Here is a 23,400-nt window from a genome sequence, read left to right as displayed (position 1 = left end):
AGTCCTGCCATGATACCTCTTTGGAGATACCTCCAACGAGGTGCTGATCAGTCAAAGAGTATTGTAGGGGGCATTTATGGCTACGATTGTTGTTGAAGAAATTATTAACATTGCAGAGAACCCGGAATCTGGCGACGTCGTCGCTACCCTCTCTGTCACTGGCGGAAAAGACGGCGAGACCTTCACCTTTGAACTCGGATATCATTTTGACGACCGTTTCGAGATCGTGGGTGACAAAATCCTGGTGAAGACGGCGAGCCTCTTCGATTTCGAATCTGCCTTGACGTCCTTTGCGCTCGCTATCCTGGCAACGAGCGAAGCTGAAGAGGATGGGACCGAAGTTGACGAAGCGCTGGTTACGGTCAACGTAACTCCCGTGAGCGAATATGCCCCAACGGATATTGTTCTCACGGGTGGCACGATAGCCGAGAATGCGGCAGTCGACACAACCGTGGCAACCCTGTCTGCCGTTGATCAAGATCTTGGCGAGACCTTCACCTACACTCTGGTCGATGCCAATGGCGCAGCCTTATACAACGACTACTTCACGATCGATGGCAGCAGCATAAAACTGAAAGCCGGTCTTGATAACGCTCAGGTCAGTGCGCATACGCTTCGTGTCAAAGTGTCGGATGCCGGCGGCCTCTCCTACACGGAAGAGGTCACTATTACTGTCACGAACTCCGCCGAAACCGCCACTGGCACGCGGAAGAACGACCGCCTCGTCGGAACGGCTGATGACGACATCCTCAACGGCCTTGGCGGCAATGACAAAATCTATGGTCTTGCGGGCAACGACACGATCAATGGCGGTGAAGGCAAGGACATGCTTTATGGCGGCGCCGGCCAGGACACCTTCGTGTTCGACACCGCCGTGAAGAAGGGTCATTTCGACCAGATCATGGATTTCAAAGCCTCGGACGACACGATCCAGATTAGCCTGGCGGCTCTCAAGGCCTTCAAGGTGAAGGGCCCGAAATCGAGCGACGTGCTCTCCAAGAAGGGCGCGGACGACGATAAGGGCAAGCCCGATGACAAGGGCGGTCGCCCCGACAAGGGCTCGAGCAAATCCGTTGGCTTCGACAAGCTCTTCGTGAAAGGGCAGAAGCTCCAGAAGAAGTTCTTCAACGTCGGCACCAAGCTCAACGACACCCCGGACGGTTCGAACGATTACATCTTCTACAACAAGAAGAACGGCTTCGTTTACCTGGATGTGGACGGCTCGGGCAAAGGCAAGGGCATCGAGATCCTCAAGGTGAAGCCCGGCACCACGCTCTACGCCGACGACTTCCTGTTTATCTAAGCTGGCCGACTTGAGACATTCGAGAGGCTCTGGCGGCAACGCCGGAGCCTTTTCTTTTTCTGTAGGGCCATGGAGGTGGAGCCCGAGACTTGACGGGGCAGGACGGCACATCGACCTAATGGGGCGATATACGTCCGTCCACGCTTGGCAGGCGGGCGAGCCCCACCTCAGGAGTCCACCGGTGTCAGAACAGAACCTCCAGATCCTCCTCGCCTCACGTCCGACCGGCCGCCCCTCCCGCGAGAACTTCAAGTTCGTGCGAACGCCCCTTCCTGCTCCGGGCGAGGGTCAGGTGCTGCTCAAAATTCGCTATCTCTCGCTCGATCCCTACATGCGCGGCCGGATGAGCGCTGCGAAATCCTATGCGGCGGCGGTGGAGATCGGCGACGTGATGGAGGGCGGCACGGTAGCCGAGGTCCTGGAGAGCCGCCATCCCGACTACAAGCCCCGCGACATGGTCCTCTCCCATTCCGGCTGGCAGTCCCACGCCGTTGCGGATGCCAAGGCCCTGCGCAAGCTGAACCCGGACCAGGCGCCCGTCACGACGGCGTTGGGTGTGCTTGGCATGCCGGGTTTCACCGCCTATGCGGGGCTGCTGACCCTCGGGCAGCCCAAGTCAGGCGAGACCGTGGTGGTGGCTGCCGCGAGCGGCCCGGTCGGCTCGGCCGTCGGGCAGATCGCGAAGATCAAAGGGGCGCGGGCCATCGGCATCGCCGGCGGGGCCGAGAAGTGCGCCTTGGTGCGGGACGAGTTCGGCTTCGACGCCGCTCTGGACCATCACTCGCCCACCTTTGCCGAGGATCTGCGCGCGGTCTGCCCGAACGGGATCGACGTCTATTTCGAGAATGTCGGCGGTAAGGTCTGGGATGCGGTCTTTCCCCTGCTCAACAGCTTCGCGCGCATTCCGGTCTGCGGCCTCGTCGCGCAGTACAACGCCACGGGCGACTTCGAAGGGCCGGATCGACTGCCCGTCCTCATGCGCGACGTGCTCACCAAGAGCCTGACCATTCGCGGCTTCATCCAGCGCGAGTTCAGCGACCAGCGTCCCGCATTCTACCGCGACATGGCGAGGTGGATCGCCGAGGGTCGCGTGAAATACAAGGAGGATATCGTCGAGGGGCTCGAGAACGCGCCGGAAGCCTTCATCGGCCTTCTGGAGGGCCGGAACTTCGGCAAGCTGATCATCGAGCTCGCCTGAGCCTCCACCTTCCAGGGAGGCGGCGCACGTCGCCTTCCCACGGGGGCTCAACTTCCCTGGGGTGACGAAAGCCTTTCTTAACGCTATAGAGCCAGGCTTCGAACCCGCAAAGGCGGCTCCATTCCTGTTCATCTGCGTAGGCCCGGCCCATGCCCTTTTCCGTTCTGGACCTCGTCGTTATCGGGATTGTCCTGATCTCGGCTCTTCTTGCTGCCGTGCGCGGCTTCACCCGCGAGGTGCTCGCCATCGTGGCCTGGGTGGTTGCCGCCGCTGCCGCCTGGTACCTGCACCCGACCGCCCTTCCGATTGCCCAGCAGTACATCAGCAGCAACACGGTTGCGCTCGTGGCCTCGATCGGCGCCATCTTCGTCATCACCCTGATCATCGTGTCGATCATCACGGTGCAGATCTCCGACCTGATCCTCGATTCCCGGATCGGCGCCCTGGACCGGACGCTCGGCCTGTTCTTCGGAGCGGCCCGCGGCTTCCTGATCTGCGTGATCGGCTGGGCCTTCCTGGGCTGGCTGCTCCAGGGCAAGGAGCCCGAATGGGCCACCGCCTCCAAGACCCGCCCGGCCATGGAGAACACACGCGACAACATCATCGCCATGCTGCCGGAGAATGCCGAGGCCCTGATCCAGCGCCTGCGCAACAAGGATGCAACGCCCGAGGCCGAACCAACCGAGCCCGATCCGCAGCGTCCGGCAGCACCCGCCGCTCCGGCCGCGCCCCAGACACCTCAGCGGCGCAGCTAAGCATCGCGCCAGGGCGCCAGGCGTCTGCCATCACGTTTCCGGCAGCGTCAGAATAGACGTTGGCGTTTGGCGCGAGGATGACTACATAGGGGCGGCGCCGGTGCGGGCGCGAATCCCAAAGGTATGATCGATGTCTGCTTTGTCTGAGACGTGGCAGGTCACCCCGAAGCAGGTGAACCTCGACCTCGACGGCGATACCCTGCGCGAAGAATGCGGCGTCTTCGGCATCTATGGGCACCCGGATGCGGCGGCCATCACGGCGCTGGGCCTCCACGCCCTGCAGCACCGGGGCCAGGAGGCGGCCGGCATCGTCACCTTCAACGGGTCGGTATTCCACTCCGAGCGCAGGCTCGGCCTCGTAGGTGACAACTTCTCCGACCGGGCGACCATCGAGCGCCTGGAAGGTCTGTCGGCCATCGGCCACACCCGCTACTCGACCACTGGCGAGACGGTGTTGCGCAACGTGCAGCCACTCTTTGCCGAGCTTGACGGCGGCGGCTTCGCGGTGGCCCATAACGGCAATCTGACCAACGGCCTGACGCTTCGCCGCAACCTGATCCGCGACGGCGCCATCTGCCAGTCCACCACCGACACGGAGGTGATCGTCCATCTGGTGGCCCGCAGCCGCAAGGACCGGGTGATCGACCGCTTCGTGGAGGCGATCCAGAAGATCGAGGGCGCCTTCGCCCTGGTGGCGCTCACCAACAAGAAGCTGATCGGCGCCCGCGACCCTCTGGGCATTCGCCCGCTGGTGCTGGGCGAGCTCGACGGCCGCTACATCCTCGCCTCCGAGACCTGTGCGCTCGACATCATCGGCGCCCGCTTCGTCCGCGACATCGAGAACGGCGAATGCGTGGTGATCTCGGATAAGGGCATCGAGTCCTTCCGCTACGCGCCGGAGGTGGATCCGCGCCCCGACATCTTCGAGTACATCTATTTCGCCCGGCCCGATTCCGTCGTGAACGGCCGCAGCGTCTATGAGATCCGCAAGGGCATGGGCCGGGAGCTCGCGCTCGAATCCCCGGCGGATGCGGACGTGGTGATTCCGGTACCGGATTCCGGCGTGCCGGCGGCGCTCGGCTATGCCCAGACCTGCGGGCTTCCTTATGAGCTCGGCATCATCCGCAACCATTATGTCGGCCGCACCTTCATCCAGCCGACCCAGTCGGTGCGCGAGCTCGGCGTACGCATGAAGCACTCGGCCAACCGTGCGGCGATTGCCGGCAAGCGCATCGTGCTCGTGGACGACAGCCTCGTGCGCGGCACCACCTCGGTGAAGATCGTCCGGATGATGCGCGAGGCCGGGGCCAAGGAGGTTCACTTCCGCATCTCCAGCCCGCCGATCACGCATCCGGATTTCTACGGCATCGACACGCCGGAGAAGGAGAAGCTGCTCGCCGCCACCCATGACCTGGAGCAGATGCGCCAGTATATCGGGGCGGATTCGCTCGCCTTCCTGTCCATTGAGGGCGTTTATCGCGCCATGGGCGAGACGGGCCGCAACCCGGCGCAACCTCAATTCACCGACCATTGCTTCACGGGCGACTACCCGACGCCGCTGACCGACCTCACCGTCGCCACCCCGCGCCGTCTCGCGGTTCTCGCCGAAGCCGACTGAGGAACCATGGACAAGCCCCTTCAGAACCGCGTCGCGGTCGTCACCGGCGCGTCTCGCGGCATCGGCCGCGCGGCGGCACTCGCCCTGGCCGAGGCCGGCGCGCATGTGATCGCGCTGGCCCGCACGCAGGGAGCACTCGAATCCCTCGACGACGAGATCCGCGCCAAGGGCGGCTCCGCCACCCTGGTGCCGGTGAACCTGAAGGACCTCGAGGCGCTCGACCGCCTGGGCGCCGCGATCTACGAGCGCTGGGGCAAGCTCGACATCCTGCTCGGCAACGCGGGCCAGCTCGGCGAGCTGGCGCCGATCGCCCATATCGACCAGCCGGTCTGGGACGAGGTGATGGCGGTAAACGTCACGGCCAATTACCGCCTGATCCGCTCCCTCGACCCGCTGCTGCGCGCCTCCGACGCCGGCCGGGCGATCTTCATCACCTCGGGCGCGGCCCACAAGCACAAGGCCTATTGGGGCGTCTATGCGGTCTCGAAGGCGGCGCTTGAAGCGCTCGTTCGCACCTATGCGGCCGAGACCGTGACGACACCGATCAAGGTTATGCTGCTGAACCCCGGCCCCCTGCGCACGAGCATGCGCCGCGCCGCCATGCCAGGCGAGGATCCGTTGACCCTCAAGACGCCAGAGGACCTTGCCCCGCACATCGTGAAGCTCGCCCTGCCCGCTTGGGATCAGACCGGCAAGATCTACGACTTCACGCAAGACGGCAAAGTCATCGAGCCGCAGCCGCCGGCCTGACACGAAAGGTCGGACCAATGAACGCCCGCGATTTGTTCGATCTCTCCGGCAAGACGGCGCTGATCACCGGCTCCTCGGGAGGTCTTGGTCTGGCGATGGCGCGGGGCCTCGCCGAGGCCGGCGCGGCCGTCATCCTCAACGGCCGCGATGCTTCCAAGCTCGATGCAGCCGCGCAGGCTCTGATCGCGGCCGGGCACAAGGTCACGACCGCCGTATTCGACGTGTCCAATGAGGCTGCCGTCATGGCTGCTTTCGATGGCTTCGACCGCGCCGGCACGGCCATCGACATTCTCATCAACAATGCCGGCATCCAATTCCGCAAGCCGATGGTGGATCTGGCCGCCGAGGATTGGCGCCGGGTGATCGAGACCAATCTCACCAGCGCCTTCCTGATCGGCCGCGAGTCCGCCCGGCGGATGATCGCCCGTGGGCGGGGCGGCAAGATCATCAATATCGGCTCGCTGACGAGCGAGGTCGCCCGCGCGACCGTCGCGCCCTACACGGCCGCGAAGGGCGGGATCAAGCAGCTCACCCGCTCCATGGCGGCCGAATGGGCCGCGCACGGCATCCAGGCGAACGCCATCGGTCCCGGCTACATCGTCACCGACATGAACACGGCCCTCGTGGAGGATGCCAGGTTCGATGCCTGGGTGCGGGGGCGCACGCCCTCCGGGCGCTGGGGCACGCCGGACGATCTGATCGGGGCCGCCGTGTTCCTGGCCTCCCCCGCATCCACCTATGTCAACGGGCAGATCATCTACGTCGATGGCGGCATGCTTGCCGTTTTGTGATCACCCCTGCCCGAAGCGGCCGACCATCTCGCGGCGCACCCGGACGGCGAGCCGCTCGGGATCCAGCGCCACGTCGTCCTCCGTCACGACCGCCCCCGCCGCCACGTCCCGGGTCAGGCGCACACCATGCGCCAGCCCGATGGGCAGCATACGTGCCGCCTTGCTCCGCAGAGCCGGCGCGAGACGACCATAGACCGTGTAGCCGCCCTCGCCATCCAGCATCTCGCCCACCTTCAGATCCCGCTTGGCCACCGCCACCGCGTCGCCGCGCCAAGCGCGTGTGGAGCCGGTCGGCTCGCCGCGCAAAGCCGCGCTCAGCACCGAGATTGACAGCTCCAGGCCGATCAGGTGGAAGGGCTTGTACATGGCGGCATAGCGGCCGGTTGAATCGACCGGCAGGCCGTATTGCCTGAAGCAGGCGGCGGCGTAATCGTTCGGGGCTTTCAGCACCACATAGACGCCCCAGCGCAGGTCGCGGAACACCGGCCGCCCGTCGCGCTCCAGGGACGAGACCACCTCGACCATGCCGTCGCGATCGAGCTGCCCGCCGACGCTTTTGGGGCGCAGCACCTGGGCGAGATCGTCGACCCCGCAGGGCGGGAAGCGCAGGCCCTCCTCCGGCACGTCGAGATCGCAGGCATTGGCGATGGCCGCCATCTCGATGGCCGACTTGGTGCCGTCGAGAAACGAGTTGAACATCTGCGGGTTCATGCCCCCGGCCCTGGCCTGCTCGGGCGTGAGACCGTAATGGGTCCAGACATCGTCCGGCGTGACCTGATGGTAGGCAGGCAGGTACTTGGTGCCCTTGCCGGCCGCCGCCACGATGAAGCCGGCAGCCCTGGCCCAGTCGACCATCTCGGACACCAGGGCCGGCTGGTCGCCATAGGCCATGGAATAGACTACGCCGCGCTCCCGCGCCCTCTCGGCCAGCAGCGGGCCCGCCAGCACATCCGCCTCCACGTTGACCATGACGATGTGCCGGCCCGCTTCGATGGCGGCGAGCGCATGGCGGATGACCGCCTCCGGATGGCCGGTCGCCTCGATCACGACCTCCACGTCATCCGCCCGGCAGGCCTCGAGCCCGTCGGCCACGAAGCGGGTTCCGGCGATCCGCGCCTCGTCCCAGCCGACATTGCGGCAGGCCTCCCTCGCCCGGTCCGGGTCGAGATCGGCGATCACCGCGACCTCGAGCCCGGCAATACTCGGCACCTGGGCGAGGAACATGGAGCCGAACTTGCCAGCGCCGATCAGCGCCACGCGGACGGGACGGCCGGATTCGGTGCGGCGGCGAAGCAATGCGTGCAGGTTCATGGGCCTTGGGCTCTTTCGTCTCTCGGTTTCCTCAACGCCGAGGCTCGAAGCTGCCGAACGGGAAGTCAATGGCCTGCCCTGTGCGCCGGAACACATACCTATCGTTAGGTAATAGCATTGTGGTAGTCCGGGTCTGTTGTCATTCAACCCGATTCGAAATCGGGGCAGACCGCATGGGAGGACGATGAGATGAGTACGAGGAACACGTCGAACGGCACTTGGAGCATGCCGAGCGTCGGCCAGGACCAGGACGCCCTGTGGGGCGCAGCGTCTACGGGTCTTCCCCCGATGGGCACGCCCGGCAACGACGTGCTGAGGGGCGACGACGGCATCAACGGCTTCTATGGCATGGGCGGCAACGACACCATCTATGGCTACGGCGACTATGACGCGATTGCCGGTGGGACCGGCAACGACAAGCTCTATGGCGGCGCGGGCAAGGACAACTTCATTTTCGAATCCCGGCTCAATGCGAAGACCAATGTCGACCGGATCATGGACTTCAAGGCGGCCGACGACACGATCAGCCTCTCGCGTTCGATCTTTAAGAAAGCCGGGTCGTATGGCGGCCTCAAGGAGGCGGCGTTCTATGCCGGCAAGAAGGCGCACGATAAGGACGACCGCATCATCTACGACAAGAAGACCGGCTCGCTGTATTACGATGCGGACGGCACCGGCAAGATCGCGCAGATCAAGTTCGCGATCCTGAACAACAAGACGAAGATCACGCACGACGACTTCGCCATCGGCTAGACAACCCGTCGCGCATGAGACATGCCCCTCCGGTGCCGGAGGGGCTTTTTTGTTGTGGCGTGCTAGTGCCGCCGCAGCACGGCCTCGAAGCTGGCCCGCTGGGCGGTCCAGTGGTCCCGGTGCAGGTGCATGTCCTCCAGCACCGCATCGGCGAAGCGCTTGCGATCCTCGAAATAGCACGGCGGGCCATAGCCGCCCTGGCAGCGCTCGTCGTTGCGGCACCGGCGCCGGCGGCAGGTGGACGGCACCTGGATCACGTCGGCGAGGCGCCGCAGGGCGTCGTCGGCATCGGGCATGCGGGACAGGATGGTGCGAACACGGCTCATGCTGAAACCTCATGGATGAAAGAGCGGAATGAAAAGACTCGGGTTAAGATAGGCACGGCCTCGCGGGCTCAGGAGCCGTTTCGGCTCCGAGCCTTTTGAGGCAATCGAGGGTGGCGCGAATGGCAGCCCGGCTCGATGTGTGTATTGGAATGGAAGAGCCGGAATGCCTCTTCGCGCACGGCTTCTTTAGGCGGACAAGCGATGCCAGCCCGGTGACCGCTCAAGGCGTTGCCCGTCTGGCTCGACGGGGGCCTTGAACCGATTCCGACCACCGGCACACAGCCTGGGCCTCCTGTCGATGCAGCGTGCGAGGCCGCACCACAGGACCGTGCCTGCCTCCACACTGCGACGCCTCGCGAGCGCGCCCCTCGATAGAGGCAGGTCTAAGGCAATGATATAGCCGAGCTTGGAGCAGTCGTCAAGAACAAAATAGGAACATCAACCTGCCGGGCGGTGTCGTTCCCTCCTCGTCATGGCCGGGCTCGTCCCGACCATCCACGTCTTTCATCCGCTGTGGTTCCTAAGACGTAGATGGCCGCAACAAGTGCGGCCATGAAGATGGGGAGTGGGGCGGCCGTTCCTGTTGTCGGGAGTTCTATCAGGAATGTCCCGATGCGAGCATCCCTCCTCCGCCCCGCCTACCGCGTGATCACCACCTCGAGATATTCGCTCGGCACCACCATGGTGTCGTCGCCCGAGCGGTTGAACTCGGAGATGAGCCAGAGCAGGTCCTTGCGGAGGGCCTCCTGGGCCTCGGGCTGCAGGGCCGCGAAGGTTTTCAGGACCGGGCCGTAGAAGGTCTGGAACACCTCCAGGCAATGCTCGGGCGAGCGGTAGCGGAACACGAAATGCTTGCGGCGTGCCTGGATGGAGGTGACGCCATGGCTGAACAGGTGGTCGAGGTGTTCGCGCTGGCCCCACAGGGAGGGCGGGCGGATGCCGGCCGGCGGGGGCATGTGGCGGCCGATGGTCTTGAACATCTGGCCGATATAGCCGTCGGGTGTCCAGTTCGCGAGGCCGATCTTGCCGCCCCGCCGGCACACGCGCAGCAGCTCGGAGGCCGCGCGCTCCTGGTCGGGGGTGAACATCACCCCGAAGGTGGACACGACCACATCGAAGCTGCCATTGGCGAACGGCAGCGCCTCGGCATCCGCCGTCTGGACGGTGAGTGGAAGACGTTCGGCCTCGGCCCGCTCCCGGGCACGGACGAGGAGGGCCGGCACGTAATCGGTGGCGACAACATCGCACCAGCGGCGGGCGGCGGCGAGCGAGACATTGCCGTTGCCGGCCGCCACATCGAGCACGCGCTGGCCGGCGTGCAGATCGAGGGCCTCGCACAGCTCCTCGCCGACGATCTGAAGGGTCGTGCCGACCACCGCGTAATCGCCCGACGACCACGCGCCCTGCTGGCGGGTCTTGATGGCGTTCAGGTCCGGTTGGACGGGCTGGGTTTCGTGGTTTATCGTGACAGCGGCATCAGCCATGACGGCCTCCTTGAGGGTTCCGATGGGCCCGCTCCCGGCTTCGAGCGACCTTGAGACGTCAGGCCCATTGGAGAGACCGTAGCAGCCACACGTGGAGGGAAACGTGGGAGGCAGCGTGGGTTCGGCCGTGGAAACGACCGAGACCGCAGATCCACACGGTGCGGCGCCCGTGACCGTGCGGATGCTCGGGCCCCTCACCGTGATGCGCGGCGATGCGCCGGTGCCGCTGCCGGCCTCGCGCAAGGTGCGGGCGCTGTTCGCCTATCTCGCTCTCGCGCCCCATGCGCCGACGCGCAGCCATCTCTGCGGACTGCTCTGGGACGTGCCGAACGATCCGCGCGGCGAGCTGCGCTGGTGCTTGAGCAAGATCCGCCGCATCCTCGGCGATGCCGGGCGGGTCAGGACGGAGGGCGACACGGTGCGCCTCGACCTCACGAGCTGCCATGTGGATGCCCGGCAGCTCGATGCGATCGCCGCGCAGGGCGTCGCGCTGCAATCGCTGCCCTCACTGTGCCGCATGGCGGAAAGCTTCGCGGGCGAGTTTCTCGACGGCCTTGAGCTCGACCGCAGCCCCGCCTTCAACGCCTGGCTCGTGGCGCAGCGCCGCCGTTATCGAGGCATTCAGACCGAGGTGCTGGAGCATCTGGCCGACCACCTTCCGGAGGCCGAGGCCGGGCGCACTCTCGAACGATGGGCGGCGCTCTGCCCGCTCGACGAGCGCGTCCATGCGCGGCTGCTGCGCATGCTGGCGCGCCGGCAGCGCGTGCAGGAGGGCAAGGATCATCTCGAGGCCGTCATTCGGCTGTTCGACGCGGAAGGGCTCGACAGCGCGTCCCTGCGCGAGGTGTGGCGAGAGGCGATGGCGCAAGCTCCGCGCCCGGTCCCGGCGCAGGCGATTGCACCCGATCCCCCGGCGCCGGTGGCCGCGGCCCATCACGGCTCCATCGCGGTCATGCCCTTCGCGGACGAATCCGGCACACCGCGCATCCGCGGCGGCGTGGCGGATGCGCTCGTGCACGACGTGATCACGCGGCTCGCGAAACTCCGCAGCCTGTTCGTCATCTCGCAAGGCTCGACCTTCGCGCTGCACGACAGGAACGTTTCTCCCGACGAGGCCGGGCGGCTCCTCAACGTGGATTACGTGGTCGGCGGCTCGATCCGCCGCAGCCAGGGTCATCTCACCGTGCAGGTGGAGCTCGCCGAGGTGCGCACGGGCAGGATCGTCTGGGCCGACATTCTCAGCCATTCGATCGACGACGCCTTTCTGGTGCTCGACGAAATCGGCAACCGGATCGTGGCCTCGGTGGCGAGCGAGATCGAGACCGTGGAGCGCAACCGCGCCATCCTTAAAGCCCCCAACTCGCTCGACGCCTGGGAGGCGCATCATCGCGGCCTCTGGCACATGTACCGGTTCAACAAGCAGGACAACGACGCGGCTCAAGCCTTCTTCACGCAGGCGCTTGCCATCGACCCGACGTTTGCGCGCGCCTATGCAGGCCTGTCCTTCACGCATTTCCAGAACGCCTTCCAGGGCTGGACCGAGCGCCGACCGGAGGTCGAGAGCGCGCTCCGGGCCGCGGGCCAGGGCCTGATGATCGACGACCGCGATCCCGCGGCCCATTGGGCGATGGGCCGGGCCCTGTGGCTGCGCGGCAGCTTCGAGCAGACCCTGAGGGAGCTGGAGACGAGCGTGGACCTCTCGCCCAATTTCGCCCAAGGGCACTATACGCTGGGCTTCGTCCATTCCCAGGCGGGCGATCCGGAGACGGCGATTGCGGCCGCGGATCAGTCGCGCCGCTTGAGCCCCTACGATCCGCTGCTGTTCGGCATGCTGGGCTCCCGCGCCATGGCGCTCATGCGGCTCGGCCGGTTCGACGAAGCGGCAGCCGCGGGTGTGACCGCAGCGAGCCGGCCGAACGCCCATGCGCATATCGCGGGGATCGCGGCGCTCGCCCTGTCGTTCGCCGGGCGGCTCGATGAGGCGCGCGATATGCTCGCGGGCATCCGCGCCACCCTGCCCGGCTATGGCATGAGCCATTTCCTGAACGCGATGCAGCTCGGACCGGATGACCGGGCGCTGTTCCGCGAGGCCGCCCGCCGGATCGGCATGGACGACGGTTAGAGACGGTCAGCGAGCAAGCCGCATCGCTTTCTCCAGCACCGCGAAAACCCGCTCGTCCGCGCATTGGGCCACGTTGAAGCGCATGAAGGTCCGGGCCGATTGCGCCGGGCTGAAGACGTTGCCTGGGGCGAGCACCACGTCGTCGTTGAGCGCGTGGCGCGCAACAAGGGCGGCGTCGAGATCATCCGGCAGGCGGCCCCAGAGGAGCATGCCGGCTTTCGGCACGATCCAGGGTGTGATGCCCAGCCGCTCCAGGCGCGGGACGACGGACGCCATGCTCTTCGCAAGCCGCGTGCGCAGGCTCTCCAGGTGCCTGCGATAGCCGCTGCTGCCGAGAACGGCGAACACAAGCTCTTCCGTGAGGCGGCTGCTGGCGAAGGTGGTGGCGATCCTGAGATCCGTGAGCTTGTCGATCCAGTCCGGGCGGGCGGCGATGTAGCCGCAGCGGAACGAGGCCGACAGGGTTTTGGAAAAACTGCCGATGCGCACCACCCGGTCGAGGCCGTCGAGGGCGGCGAGCCGCGGCGCGGGCTCGCGCTCGAAATCGGCGAAGATGTCGTCCTCGACTACGGTGAGCCCGTGCTGCTCGGCGAGCTTCAGCAGGCGGTGCGCCGTTACTGTCGAGAGGCTGGCGCCCGTCGGGTTGTGCAGCCCGGAATTGGTCATGTAGAGGCGCGGCCTGTGCTCGGCGAGCGCCTGCGCGAAGGTTCCGAGATCGGGTCCGGACGGCGTGAAGGGTACGCCGACCACATTCACCTGATGGGCGCGTAGCAGGGCCAGGAAGTTGAAGTAGCAGGGGTCGTCCACCAGCACAGTGTCGCCGGGCTGCACCAGCAGCCGGCACACGAGGTCGATGGCCTGGGTGCCGGAATCCGTCAGCAGGATCCGATCGGGCGCCGCTTCGACGCCCTGCTCCGCGAGGCGCCGGGAGAGGAAGCCGCGCAGGCCGGGATGCCCCAGGGGCGTGCCGTAATCGGTCAGCGCAGTTGGGTCCTTCGTGCGCGCGAGCCCACGCAGGGCGCGGCGGATCTCGTCTTCAGGCATCCACGCATCCGGCAGCCAGCCGCAGCCGGGTTTCAGCACCTCCCGACGCGCTTCCAGGGATTGCCGCGAGACCCAGAACGGATCGACCGCCCGGTCGAGACGCGGGGCGAGCTCCGCCAGCGAAAGCGGCGCGAGGGTTGCCGCGCTGAAGAAGCCGGAGCCCGGCCGGGAGCGGATCACACCCTCGGCCGCCAGCCGGTCATAGGCCTCCACCACGGTGGATTTCGACACCTGCAGGGTCTGGGCCAAAGCCCGGATGGACGGCAGCTTGCCGCCCGGCGCCAGGGAGCGGCTGGCGATCCGCCGGCGGATCGCCGCCATGACGTGCTCGACGAGGGTGCCGTCGTGTCTCGTGAGAGTGAAATCGTCCACTGTACCGGCCATCGTTCCATGACAGTTCGGCCCGACTGTATTGCACCGTCCCTGGAAAAGCCATGCGGTTCGGGTGACACCGAACCACACGGGAGGGGTTGCGCATGGACAGGACGACGGAAGGGTGGATCAGCGGCTTTCTCGGCGTCCTGATCTTCAGCGGCTCGCTGCCGGCGACCCGCATCGCCGTGCTCGAAATCGACCCGCTCTTCCTGACCCTGGCGCGGGCCACGATTGCCGGGCTCCTCGGCGCGGCACTGCTCATTGGGCTACGCCAGAAATGGCCGGCGAAGAGCGATCTCCTGCCGCTCACCATCGTGTCGCTCGGCGTGGTGGTGGGCTTTCCGCTGCTGACGGCGCTCGCCCTGCAGCACATTACCTCGGCCCAGTCCATCTGCTTCGTCGGCCTGTTGCCTCTGGCAACCGCGATCTTCGGGATCCTTCGCGGCGGCGAACGTCCGAGAGCAGCCTTCTGGATTTTTTCCGGCCTCGGCGGTGCCCTGGTGGCGGGCTTCGCCCTGCTCCAGGGTGGCTCGGCCTCTCCGACCGGCAGTCTCCTCATGATCGGCGCTATCCTGGCCTGCGGTCTCGGCTATGCGGAAGGCGCGAAGCTCTCGCGCCGCCTGGGCGGCTGGCAGGTGATCTCCTGGGCGCTCGTTCTCTCCCTGCCGCTGACCGCCGGCCTGATGCTGTTCAACCTGCCCGCTTCGTGGAGCGGGATCGGCCTGCCCGCATGGCTGTCGCTGGCCTATGTGTCCCTGTTCTCGATGCTGGTCGGCTTCGTGTTCTGGTATCGCGGCCTCGCGCTCGGCGGCATCGCGGGCGTGTCGCAGCTGCAGCTGTTCCAGCCCTTCTTCGGGCTGATGCTGGCGTCGATGCTGCTGGCCGAGGCGGTGAGCTGGGGCATGGTCGCGGTCAACATCGCGGTGATCGCCTGTGTGGCGGGGGCGAAGCGTTTCGCAACGCCTGGGACATCAGGCGCTTCGGTCCGACACGGGCATGCGGAGAAGCCAAGCGCCGTCGCCCGCTCATACCGTTAACCCTGTGTCGGAATAAGGCGCCCCAGTCCGGCCGCCATTCGTTGACTTGTAAAGCTTATGGGGCACATTTCTGATCGGGTTTGATTACCCATCACCCATGGCGGATTGGAGCACGGGCGCATAATCCCGCTCCAAAGGCATGATGCCGCCCCGCCATACCGGTGCGAGACCGGCTTCGCTCTCCCGATCGTCCGATTCCGCACCGCCCGTGTCTGTCGTCGCAAGCAGCGCCGCACCATACGACGGGAACGCCGCAAAGGCTGCCCATGCTGACCGTCTATGATTGCATCGTGACCGAGCACGACCTCCGGCTCGTCGCCCTCGCGGCCCTGGTCTGTGCCCTGGCATCACTAACAGCGGTCAACCTGCTCCATCACGTTCTGCGTCTGGAGCGCATGAGCCGCGGCATCTGGCTGACGGTAGCAGCGGCAGCGACGGGCTTCGGTATCTGGGCAACCCATTTTATCGCGATGCTGGCCTATTCCCCGGCCCTGCCGACCGCCTACAACGTAACGCTCACGGCCGTCTCCCTGATCGCTGCCGTCCTGCTGACCGGCTTCGGCTTTGGAATCGCCCTCCTCCCGGGACTCACCGCGTCGCGATGGGCCGGAGGAGCGGCCGTCGGCGGCGGTATCGCCGTCATGCACTATACCGGCATGGCGGCCTTTGAGGTGGCCGGCACCCTCGCTTGGGATCCGACCTTGGTGACGGCATCGATCCTGCTCGGGGGCCTCCTCGGCGCTGCCGCCGTAGCGGTGGCGTTGCACAGGGCCACGCCGGCCAGCAAGATCACTGGCGCGCTGCTGCTCACGCTGGCGATCTGCAGCCATCACTTCACGGCGATGGGCGCCGTCAGCATCACGCCCGACCCGACCATTGCCCTCTCGTCCTCGGCCATTCCCTCCAGGTGGCTGGCCCTCGGTGTCGCGGTCGTCAGCCTCGTCATCCTGCTGCTCGCCTTCATTGCCCTGATCCTCGACGTGAGGGACCGCCGCCGCGCCACGCTCGAGATGCAGCGCATGCGGGATCTCACCGACGCAGCGCTCGAAGGCCTCGTTCTCTGCGCGGGCGAGACCATCGTCACCGTGAACCAGAGTTTCGCGCGGCTGACAGGCCTGAAGGTGGAGCAGATCGGCGGCCAGAACCTGGCCGCGTGGATCCCAGACGCGCTGAAGCGGGAGATCCTGTTCGCCGCTCCAGGACAGGCGATCGAAGCCGAGCTGCGGCATGGCGACGGCACGCTGCTTCCCGTCGAGCTGATCGCGCGGCCGATCAACTACAAGGACCATCCACACAACGTGATCGCCGTCCGCGACCTGCGGGATCGCCGCAACGCGGAGGCGCAGATCCGTTTCCTGGCGCACCACGATCCGCTGACCGGCCTCGGCAATCGCGCTAGCTTCGATCAGCGGCTCGACCGTGAAATCACCCTACACGGGAGAAGCGGCAGGCAGTTGGCGCTGTTATGCCTCGATCTGGACGGCTTCAAGGATGTCAACGATCTCCATGGCCACGCGGCGGGCGATCAGTTGCTCAAGGACATCGCCAAGCACCTCTCCACGGCGCTCGCAGAAGATCAGATGCTCGCGCGTCTGGGCGGCGATGAATTCGCCGTCATCGTACCCTCGGTCGCGGATCCTGCCCATGTAGGCCAGCTCGCCGAGACCCTGCTGAAGAGCCTCAAAGACATCGATGGAACGGACACGCCGACCAACCTCGTGTCGGTGAGCATCGGCATCGCCCTGTATCCGTCCGACGCTAAGGACCGTACGGAGCTTCTCTCCAGCGCCGACACCGCCCTTTACCGCGCCAAGACCGAGGGCAAGGGAACCTATCGCTTCTTCGAGGCGGACATGGGCGCGCAGATCCGGGAGCGCCGCAGCCTGGAGCATGACCTGCGCAGCGCCATTGCGAACGGCGAGTTCAACCTGGTCTACCAGCCCCAGGCGCAGGTCGATACCGGGGCGGTGAACGGATTCGAGGTTCTTCTTCGCTGGATCCATCCCGCTCGCGGCAGCGTCCCGCCCGCGCTCTTCATTCCGATCGCCGAGGAAAGCGGGCTGATCCTGAAGATCGGCGAATGGGTGATGCGGGAGGCCTGCCGCGAGGCCGCCACCTGGATGCGGCCGCTGACGGTCGGGGTCAATGTCTCGGCGGTGCAGCTGACAAGCGATGGTTTCGCGGACCTCGTCCGTCGGATCCTCGACGAGACCGGGCTCCCGCCGCAGCGGCTGGAGATCGAGATCACCGAAACCGCCCTGATCCGCGATCCCAACCGTGCGCTCCAGACGCTCCAGAAGCTCAAGTCGCTGGGCATCAGCATCGCCATGGACGATTTCGGAACGGGCTATTCCTCGCTGTCGAACCTGCGCGCCTTTCCGTGCGACAAGATCAAGATCGACAGGTCCTTCATCCAGGCCGTCCATACGAACCCGCAGGCCGCCACGATCGTCAGAGCGGTCCTGGGTCTCGGGCGCGGCCTTGGTCTGCCGGTCATCGCCGAGGGAGTCGAAACCTCAGAGGAGCTGAGTTTTCTCGACATGGAGGGCTGCACGGAGGCGCAAGGCTATCTGTTCGGCCGGCCCGCCCCAATCGAGGAATTCGTGCCGCTGCTATCGGAGAACGTCGTGGTGCTTCCAACGTCGCCCGCCAGAACGATGGCCAAGTGAAGCCGCCACGATAGACCTCGACCTCAGTGTCATCCCCTCCGCTGCGCTCCGGCCGGGGATGACACTGCGGCGAGTTACTTCCGCTCTTTGTCGAACGGGTTCTGACCCATGCGCAGGGACACGCGGATCGGCGTGCCCGGCAGGTCGAAGGCTTCGCGGATGCCGTTGACGAGATAGCGGGTGTAGCTCTTCGGCAGGGCGTCGAGCTGGTTGCCGAAGACGGCGAAGTGCGGCGGGCGCGACTTGATCTGCGTCATGTAGCGGATCTTGATGCGACGGCCCGAGACAGCCGGGGGCGGGTTGGCCTCGATGGCCTCGGACAACCACTGGTTGAGCCGCGCGGTGGAGATGCGGGTGTTCCACTTCTCGTAGACGTGCAGCACCGCCTTCATGAGCGGGTCGATGCCGCTGCCGGCGAGCCCCGACAGGGGAACGACCGGAGCGCCGCGCACCTGCGGCAGCAGGCGGGCGGCCTTTTCCTTCAGATCGCTGAGCAGTCCCTTCTGGTCGGCCACGAGATCCCATTTGTTGAGGCCGATCACGAGAGCGCGGCCCTCCTGCTCCACCAGATCGACGATGGTGAGATCCTGCTTCTCGAACGGGATCGTGGCATCAAGGAGGATGACCACCACCTCGGCAAAGCGCACGGCGCGCAGCGCATCGGCCACCGAGAGCTTTTCGAGCTTGTCCTCGACCCGGGCGCGCTTTCTGATACCTGCCGTGTCGAACAGCTTGATTGCGCGTCCGCGCCATTCCCAATCGAGCGAAATGGAATCGCGGGTGATGCCGGCCTCGGGTCCGGTGAGCATGCGGTCTTCGCCCACCATGCGATTGATGAGGGTGGACTTGCCCGCGTTGGGGCGCCCGACGATGGCCACCTGAAGGGGCTTGTTCGGATCGTCCTCGTCCTCCATCTCGTCCGGATGGGAGAAGTGAGGCATCAGGGCCTCGAAGAGATCGGCCATGCCCTCGCCGTGCTCGGCGGAGAGCGGCACGGGATCGCCCAGGCCCAGCCCGAAGGCCTCGTAGGCGCCCGCCATGCCGCCCGCGCCCTCGGCCTTGTTGGCGATGAGGATCACGGGCTTGCCGGAGCGGCGCACCATCTCGGCAAAGGGCCGGTCGGCCGGGAGAATCCCCACGCGGGCATCGATCACGAAGAGGATCACGTCGGCATCCGCGATGGCGGCTTCGGTCTGGGCGCGCATGCGGCCGAGGAGCGATTCCTCCGTCGCCTCCTCGAGGCCCGCCGTGTCGATGATGCGGAACTCGAGGTCGCCGAGGCGCGCCTCGCCCTCGCGCCGGTCGCGGGTCACGCCAGGGCGGTCGTCCACGAGCGCCAGCTTCTTGCCGACGAGACGGTTGAACAGAGTCGACTTGCCGACATTCGGCCGCCCGACAATGGCGACGGTGGGCGTCATGTCTTGTCCTATCCTACTGGGTCGCCTGAACCGGACCGCCCGCAACGAGAGCCGTGTAGACGGCAAGGCGCTGCCTCAGGGCAGAGGGCGTCTCGCGGTCGGCGGCGATCTGGTCGAACCAGCGGCCGGCATAATCCATGTCACCGGCCTTAAGACCGGACAGACCCAAGAGTTCCCGCGCGGAATGGCGCCACGCATTGACCGGCGCGGCCAGCGGCTCGATGGTCTGGCGCAGGGCGGCCGGTTCGGCCGTGTCGAGGCGAAGCCACGCGGCGCGAAGTTTCGCGAGGTCCTTCCAGAGCGCGGGCACGGAGCCGTCATTGGCCAGCGCATCGAAGGCCGAAGCACCGTTCTCCGCGTTCTGCTTGCCGAGTTCGGCCGCCAGGCGGAAGCGGGCCAGCATGGCATAACCCGTGCCGGAATCCTCCTTCACGACGTTCTCGAGGGCAGCCTGAGCTTCCTGCCCTTTGTCGTCGGAGGACAGGCGAAGCGCCTCCTCGTAACGTACGGCCGCCTCCTGGGAGAGGGTCAGCTGCCGGTGCTGCCAGAAGCGCCAGCCGCCGACGCCGGCCACGATCAGAACGACCACCGCAATGATGATGCCGTTGTAGCGCTCCCAGATCTTGGCGATCTGGTCGCGGCGGTATTCCTCATCGACTTCGCGAATGAACTCGTCGTTCTGAGCCATCGTGTCTCTCACGCGGCGCGCGGGCCGCCTCCTGTAATCCAAGCGGGTCGCCTAACACACGCAATCGCACAAGGCGAGAGGCTTCATGCCCGCATGGGGAGAACCGGCACGCCGATCAGCCAGGGATGGAGCCAGAACACGAAGGCGAGATAGACAGCGGTGCCGATGACGACCGCCAGAATATCGTTGCGCCAGCCGGCCGGCGCCGCCGTGCCGCCATGCTGGGCCGCCACGTCCCGGCGCTTGGCGCTGATGCGGGCCAGCACCGCCCAGACCAGGAAGGAGCCGAAGAGCAGGATCGACCCGAGATCGCCGTTGGCGAGAAGATGCGCGAAGGCCCAGATCTTCACGCCGGCCAGCATGGGATGCTTGAGCCGGGCCTTGATGTAGCCGGGCAGATAGGCCGCGACGAAGCAGATAAAGGCGACGAGGACGAGGAGCAGCGCGAGGTGCCGGGTCCAGACCGGCGGGTCCCAGACCGGAATGTAGCCCGCCGCGCGGTACTGCCCGTAGCCGATGGAGACCAGGACGATGCCGGCGAGCGACAGGAGGGAGTACAGCCCCTTGTAGCCCCCCTCCCCGATCCTGCCGATGATGGCTGCCCTGGGGGCCCTCGCCATGCTAAAGGAATGGGTGCCGAGAAAGATCACAAGTCCGAGAACAAGCAGGGTCACGGGGAAGCCTCCGAGGCTTAGGAACTTATCGCCAGTTCCCCTGGAATAAACCAACCGTAGCCTTTGGGAAGATCGATGAGGCGCAAAAATGCCTAAAGGTCGCAGGTTGTAAGTTTCCGTTCGTCCTCAAAGCCTTGGACTGCCTAAACTTTTAACAGACAGGCTACTTGCGGCACGAAAATTTCCCCGCTAGGACCCGTCAAAACCTTGCATTGGACGAAAGCGGCTCTAGCAGGGCTGCCACAAGTCCAGTAGCTAGGCCGCAAGATTTCAACCAACAGGTTCCAAGGGGGAGACAGGTGACGGCACTTCTCGGGCTATCCCGTGTCATCGACTCGATCAACGAACGCATCGGCAAGGTGGCCGCCTGGGCCATCGTGGTGGCCATCCTGGTCTCGGCCGTTAACGCGATCATCCGGCGCATTTTCGGCGTCTCGTCCAATGCCTGGCTCGAGCTGCAATGGTACCTGTTCGGCGCCGTGTTCATGCTCTGCGCGGCCTGGACCCTCAAGGCCAACGAGCACATCCGCATCGACATCATCTCGAACAAGCTCACGAAGCGCGGGCGCGACACGATCGACCTGATCGGCCACCTGTTCTTCCTGCTGCCCTTCGTGGCCCTGATGCTCTACCTGTGCTTCCCGTATTTCTTCAATTCCTTCCGTTCCGGCGAGGTGTCCTCCAATGCCGGCGGCCTGCTGATCTGGCCGGCCAAGGGCCTCATCCTGCTGGGCTTCATCTCTCTTGCCTTCCAATGGCTGAGCGAGCTGATCAAACGGGTGGCCATCATGAACGGCCAACTGGTCGATGAACACGACACAGCCGGCCACAACGCCGTCGAGGCCGAGGCCGAGCGGCTGATTGCGGAGTTGGCCGATACCAGCACCACCAAGGGCGGCGAGCCTCCGGGCGACGTCTTGCGCTGACGCCCCTCGCCTGATCTGATTTCGGAGTCTCACGTCCATGGCTGTATTCATCGCCCAGAACCTCGCACCGATCATGTTCGGCGCGCTGGTGATCTTCCTTCTCCTCGGCTACCCGGTCGCGTTTTCGCTCGCGGCCAACGGCCTCCTGTTCTTCTTCATCGCGGTGGAGCTCGCGCCTCTCGCGCCGGAGACCATCAACCTTTCCTGGCCCCTGCTCCAGGCGCTGCCGGATCGCGTCTACGGCACCATGTCGAACGAGGTGCTGCTGGCGATCCCGTTCTTCACCTTCATGGGCTATATCCTCGAACGCTCCGGGATGGCCGAAGACCTGCTCGACACCATCGGCCAGCTCTTCGGGCCCCTGCGCGGCGGCCTCGCCTATGCGGTGATCTTCGTGGGTGCGCTGCTCGCCGCAACCACGGGCGTCGTGGCCGCCTCCGTGATCTCGATGGGCCTGATCTCCCTGCCGATCATGCTGCGCTACGGCTATGACCGGCGCCTCGCCTCGGGCGTCATCGCGGCCTCCGGCACCCTCGCCCAGATCATCCCGCCCTCGCTGGTTCTCATCGTCATGGCCGACCAGCTCGGCCGCTCGGTGGGCGACATGTACGAGGGCGCGTTCCTGCCCGGCCTTATTCTGTCCGGCCTCTATGCGGGCTACGTGTTCCTTGCCTCGATGATCGACCCGAAAGCCGCCCCCGGCCTGCCCCTGGAAGCCGTCGGCTTCCGTGAGCCGAACGGCTCGCGCGGCGTGTGGCAGCTCGGCGTCCTGGTGCTCTTCTCCGGCCTGGTCGGCTACTACGTGCTGTCGCAGACCAACACCAAGGCGGGCGCCGACTTCGTCATCCTGACGATCTGCGTCGGCACGGTGGTGGCGCTGATCTGCGCCCTCATGAACAAGCTGCTCGGCGCCAAGCGCATCGCGATCTCGGCGGTGCTCACCGTTCTTCTCATCGGCGCCTATGTGGTCCTGCATAACCAAGGTTATGAAGGGCTTGCCTTGACCATGGAGATGATCCTCGCCGGCGTGATCTATGCGCTCATCGTCGGCATGGTCGAGCGGTTCACCGGCCTTCGGCTCATGTCGAACATGGCCCAGCAGACCACCTTCGTGATGGTGCCGCCGCTGCTGCTGATCTTCCTCGTGCTCGGCACCATCTTCATCGGTCTCGCCACCCCGACCGAAGGCGGTGCCATGGGCGCGCTGGGCTCGGTCATCCTGGCGGCAGTCAAGCGCAAGCTCGACAACAACCCGAACCGCTTCAACTTCACCATCGTGCGTCAGGCCACGGAAGCGACCGCGAAGCTCTCCGCCTTCGTGCTCTTCATCCTGATCGGCGCCCGCGTGTTCTCGCTCACCTTCTACGGGGTGAACGGGCACATCTGGGTCGAGCACCTGCTGACCTCGCTCCCGGGCGGCCAGGTGGGCTTCCTGATCGTGGTCAACATCCTGGTCTTCCTGCTCGCCTTCTTCCTCGACTTCTTCGAGCTGGCCTTCATCGTGATCCCGCTGCTCGGCCCCGCGGCCGAGAAGCTGGGCATCGACCTGATCTGGTTCGGCGTCATGATGGGCGTGAACATGCAGACCTCGTTCATGCACCCGCCCTTCGGCTTCGCGCTGTTCTTCCTGCGCTCGGTGGCCCCGAAGGTGCCCTATATCGACCGCGTGACGGGCAAGAAGATGGAGCCGGTGACCACGGGTCAGATCTATTGGGGCGCCATTCCCTTCGTGGTGATCCAGCTCATCATGGTGGCCATCGTCGTCCTCTTCCCTGGCATCGTCACGCACTACAAGTCAGCCGGTCCTGCGGTCGATCCGGCCGCCGTGCAGAAGAAGCTCGACGAGCTCCTGGTCCCCGGTCTCGGCGCCCCCGGCAGCGAACCCGGCGGCCTCCCCGGCCTGAACTTCGACGAGCCGCCGAAGATCCAGTAACGCGGCTGGTCTCAGATACGACAAAGGCGGGCCTGGCGGCCCGCCTTTTTGTTTTGGCTCGGCTGCTAACACCCGACGCTATTGTCCCGAGTAGGCGGAGTGACAGATTGGGTGTCATTCCCGGCCGTAGATGGCGCAGCCACCGGAGGGGAAGGGAATGCATTGGCTCACCGCGTGTGTGTGGATCCCCTTCTCTCGCCTTCGGCTCGCCGGGGATGACACACA

General features: G+C 65.7%; 19 protein-coding genes. 12 read left to right on the top strand and 7 right to left on the bottom strand.

Annotation, left to right across the window (positions count from 1 at the left end; genetic code table 11):
* The first annotated feature begins 76 nt into the window (after positions 1-76).
* The 6 genes from FHR70_RS24360 (at position 77) to FHR70_RS14435 (ending at position 6,415) form a co-directional block, all read left to right on the top strand.
* A complete protein-coding gene (locus FHR70_RS24360; protein ID WP_281381345.1) occupies positions 77-1,303 on the top strand; it encodes a cadherin domain-containing protein in 1,227 nt (408 codons plus the stop codon).
* Positions 1,304-1,484: 181 nt separating this feature from the next.
* Positions 1,485-2,501: an NADP-dependent oxidoreductase gene (locus tag FHR70_RS14455; RefSeq protein ID WP_343058814.1), complete on the top strand. Its 1,017-nt coding sequence runs from the start codon at positions 1,485-1,487 to the stop codon at positions 2,499-2,501.
* A 149-nt stretch (positions 2,502-2,650) separates the two neighbouring features.
* Positions 2,651-3,256 carry a CvpA family protein gene (locus tag FHR70_RS14450; RefSeq protein WP_183451286.1) on the top strand — a complete coding sequence of 202 codons (606 nt, stop codon included), beginning with the start codon at positions 2,651-2,653 and terminating at the stop codon, positions 3,254-3,256.
* A gap of 130 nt (positions 3,257-3,386) precedes the next feature.
* Entirely contained in the window at positions 3,387-4,874 is a 1,488-nt protein-coding gene (gene purF / locus FHR70_RS14445) for an amidophosphoribosyltransferase (protein ID WP_183451284.1), read from the top strand.
* Positions 4,875-4,880: 6 nt separating this feature from the next.
* A complete protein-coding gene (locus FHR70_RS14440; RefSeq protein WP_183451282.1) occupies positions 4,881-5,624 on the top strand; it encodes an SDR family NAD(P)-dependent oxidoreductase in 744 nt (247 codons plus the stop codon).
* 17 nt (positions 5,625-5,641) lie between these two features.
* Positions 5,642-6,415 carry an SDR family oxidoreductase gene (locus FHR70_RS14435; RefSeq protein ID WP_183451280.1) on the top strand — a complete coding sequence of 258 codons (774 nt, stop codon included), beginning with the start codon at positions 5,642-5,644 and terminating at the stop codon, positions 6,413-6,415.
* Here FHR70_RS14435 and FHR70_RS14430 read toward each other — a convergent pair whose 3' ends face one another.
* Positions 6,416-7,726, bottom strand: a complete 1,311-nt coding sequence (locus tag FHR70_RS14430; RefSeq protein ID WP_183451278.1) for an NAD(P)H-dependent oxidoreductase — start codon at positions 7,724-7,726, stop codon at positions 6,416-6,418.
* A 189-nt stretch (positions 7,727-7,915) separates the two neighbouring features.
* Here FHR70_RS14430 and FHR70_RS14425 point away from each other — a divergent pair, with 189 nt between their 5' ends.
* Positions 7,916-8,479: a M10 family metallopeptidase C-terminal domain-containing protein gene (locus FHR70_RS14425; RefSeq protein ID WP_183451276.1), complete on the top strand. Its 564-nt coding sequence runs from the start codon at positions 7,916-7,918 to the stop codon at positions 8,477-8,479.
* A gap of 62 nt (positions 8,480-8,541) precedes the next feature.
* On the opposite strand, the gene FHR70_RS14420 is transcribed toward FHR70_RS14425, so the two are convergent.
* Both FHR70_RS14420 and FHR70_RS14415 read right to left on the bottom strand, forming a co-directional pair.
* Positions 8,542-8,805 carry a hypothetical protein gene (locus tag FHR70_RS14420; protein WP_183451274.1) on the bottom strand — a complete coding sequence of 88 codons (264 nt, stop codon included), beginning with the start codon at positions 8,803-8,805 and terminating at the stop codon, positions 8,542-8,544.
* A 638-nt stretch (positions 8,806-9,443) separates the two neighbouring features.
* Positions 9,444-10,289, bottom strand: a complete 846-nt coding sequence (locus tag FHR70_RS14415) for a class I SAM-dependent methyltransferase (protein WP_183451272.1) — start codon at positions 10,287-10,289, stop codon at positions 9,444-9,446.
* Between the two features lie 103 nt (positions 10,290-10,392).
* On the opposite strand from FHR70_RS14415, the gene FHR70_RS14410 reads away from it, so the two are divergent.
* Positions 10,393-12,411 carry a transcriptional regulator gene (locus FHR70_RS14410; RefSeq protein WP_343058812.1) on the top strand — a complete coding sequence of 673 codons (2,019 nt, stop codon included), beginning with the start codon at positions 10,393-10,395 and terminating at the stop codon, positions 12,409-12,411.
* Positions 12,412-12,417: 6 nt separating this feature from the next.
* Here FHR70_RS14410 and FHR70_RS14405 read toward each other — a convergent pair whose 3' ends face one another.
* Complete coding sequence (locus FHR70_RS14405) at positions 12,418-13,776, bottom strand: aminotransferase-like domain-containing protein (RefSeq protein WP_246408204.1); 1,359 nt, start codon at positions 13,774-13,776, stop codon at positions 12,418-12,420.
* A 155-nt stretch (positions 13,777-13,931) separates the two neighbouring features.
* Here FHR70_RS14405 and FHR70_RS14400 point away from each other — a divergent pair, with 155 nt between their 5' ends.
* Positions 13,932-14,867, top strand: coding sequence for a DMT family transporter (locus FHR70_RS14400; RefSeq protein WP_183451268.1), 936 nt, complete (start codon positions 13,932-13,934; stop codon positions 14,865-14,867).
* 266 nt (positions 14,868-15,133) lie between these two features.
* Complete coding sequence (locus tag FHR70_RS14395; RefSeq protein ID WP_183451266.1) at positions 15,134-17,536, top strand: bifunctional diguanylate cyclase/phosphodiesterase; 2,403 nt, start codon at positions 15,134-15,136, stop codon at positions 17,534-17,536.
* A gap of 74 nt (positions 17,537-17,610) precedes the next feature.
* Here the strand turns inward: FHR70_RS14395 and der are convergent, their stop codons facing one another.
* The 3 genes from der to FHR70_RS14380 form a co-directional block, all read right to left on the bottom strand.
* The gene (der, locus tag FHR70_RS14390; RefSeq protein WP_183451264.1) at positions 17,611-18,954 is read right to left on the bottom strand and encodes a ribosome biogenesis GTPase Der; all 1,344 of its coding nucleotides are present in this window, start codon (positions 18,952-18,954) and stop codon (positions 17,611-17,613) included.
* Positions 18,955-18,967: 13 nt separating this feature from the next.
* Positions 18,968-19,642 carry a tetratricopeptide repeat protein gene (locus tag FHR70_RS14385; RefSeq protein WP_183451262.1) on the bottom strand — a complete coding sequence of 225 codons (675 nt, stop codon included), beginning with the start codon at positions 19,640-19,642 and terminating at the stop codon, positions 18,968-18,970.
* Between the two features lie 83 nt (positions 19,643-19,725).
* On the bottom strand, positions 19,726-20,316 hold the full coding sequence (locus FHR70_RS14380; RefSeq protein WP_183451260.1) for an NnrU family protein: 591 nt from the start codon (positions 20,314-20,316) through the stop codon (positions 19,726-19,728).
* Between the two features lie 299 nt (positions 20,317-20,615).
* Between FHR70_RS14380 and FHR70_RS14375 the strand changes: the two genes are divergently transcribed.
* Positions 20,616-21,242 (top strand): TRAP transporter small permease subunit, encoded by a 627-nt coding sequence (locus FHR70_RS14375; RefSeq protein WP_183451258.1) that lies wholly within the window; start codon positions 20,616-20,618, stop codon positions 21,240-21,242.
* Between the two features lie 37 nt (positions 21,243-21,279).
* Positions 21,280-23,175: a TRAP transporter large permease gene (locus FHR70_RS14370; RefSeq protein ID WP_183451256.1), complete on the top strand. Its 1,896-nt coding sequence runs from the start codon at positions 21,280-21,282 to the stop codon at positions 23,173-23,175.
* Positions 23,176-23,400 lie beyond the last annotated feature (225 nt).

The organism is Microvirga lupini (assembly GCF_014191055.1).
In the GTDB taxonomy this organism is placed as follows: Bacteria; Pseudomonadota; Alphaproteobacteria; order Rhizobiales; family Beijerinckiaceae; genus Microvirga; species Microvirga lupini_A.
This window is presented reverse-complemented; position numbering and strand designations above follow the sequence as displayed.

Coding starts and splice junctions, on each gene's coding strand:
- FHR70_RS24360 (WP_281381345.1), top strand. CDS start 77: ATGGCTACGATTGTTGTTGAAGAAATTATTAACATTGCAGAGAACCCG.
- FHR70_RS14450 (WP_183451286.1), top strand. CDS start 2,651: ATGCCCTTTTCCGTTCTGGACCTCGTCGTTATCGGGATTGTCCTGATC.
- purF (WP_183451284.1), top strand. CDS start 3,387: ATGTCTGCTTTGTCTGAGACGTGGCAGGTCACCCCGAAGCAGGTGAAC.
- FHR70_RS14440 (WP_183451282.1), top strand. CDS start 4,881: ATGGACAAGCCCCTTCAGAACCGCGTCGCGGTCGTCACCGGCGCGTCT.
- FHR70_RS14435 (WP_183451280.1), top strand. CDS start 5,642: ATGAACGCCCGCGATTTGTTCGATCTCTCCGGCAAGACGGCGCTGATC.
- FHR70_RS14430 (WP_183451278.1), bottom strand. CDS start 7,726: ATGAACCTGCACGCATTGCTTCGCCGCCGCACCGAATCCGGCCGTCCC.
- FHR70_RS14425 (WP_183451276.1), top strand. CDS start 7,916: ATGAGTACGAGGAACACGTCGAACGGCACTTGGAGCATGCCGAGCGTC.
- FHR70_RS14420 (WP_183451274.1), bottom strand. CDS start 8,805: ATGAGCCGTGTTCGCACCATCCTGTCCCGCATGCCCGATGCCGACGAC.
- FHR70_RS14415 (WP_183451272.1), bottom strand. CDS start 10,289: ATGGCTGATGCCGCTGTCACGATAAACCACGAAACCCAGCCCGTCCAA.
- FHR70_RS14405 (WP_246408204.1), bottom strand. CDS start 13,776: ATGGCGGCGATCCGCCGGCGGATCGCCAGCCGCTCCCTGGCGCCGGGC.
- FHR70_RS14400 (WP_183451268.1), top strand. CDS start 13,932: ATGGACAGGACGACGGAAGGGTGGATCAGCGGCTTTCTCGGCGTCCTG.
- FHR70_RS14395 (WP_183451266.1), top strand. CDS start 15,134: ATGCTGACCGTCTATGATTGCATCGTGACCGAGCACGACCTCCGGCTC.
- der (WP_183451264.1), bottom strand. CDS start 18,954: ATGACGCCCACCGTCGCCATTGTCGGGCGGCCGAATGTCGGCAAGTCG.
- FHR70_RS14385 (WP_183451262.1), bottom strand. CDS start 19,642: ATGGCTCAGAACGACGAGTTCATTCGCGAAGTCGATGAGGAATACCGC.
- FHR70_RS14370 (WP_183451256.1), top strand. CDS start 21,280: ATGGCTGTATTCATCGCCCAGAACCTCGCACCGATCATGTTCGGCGCG.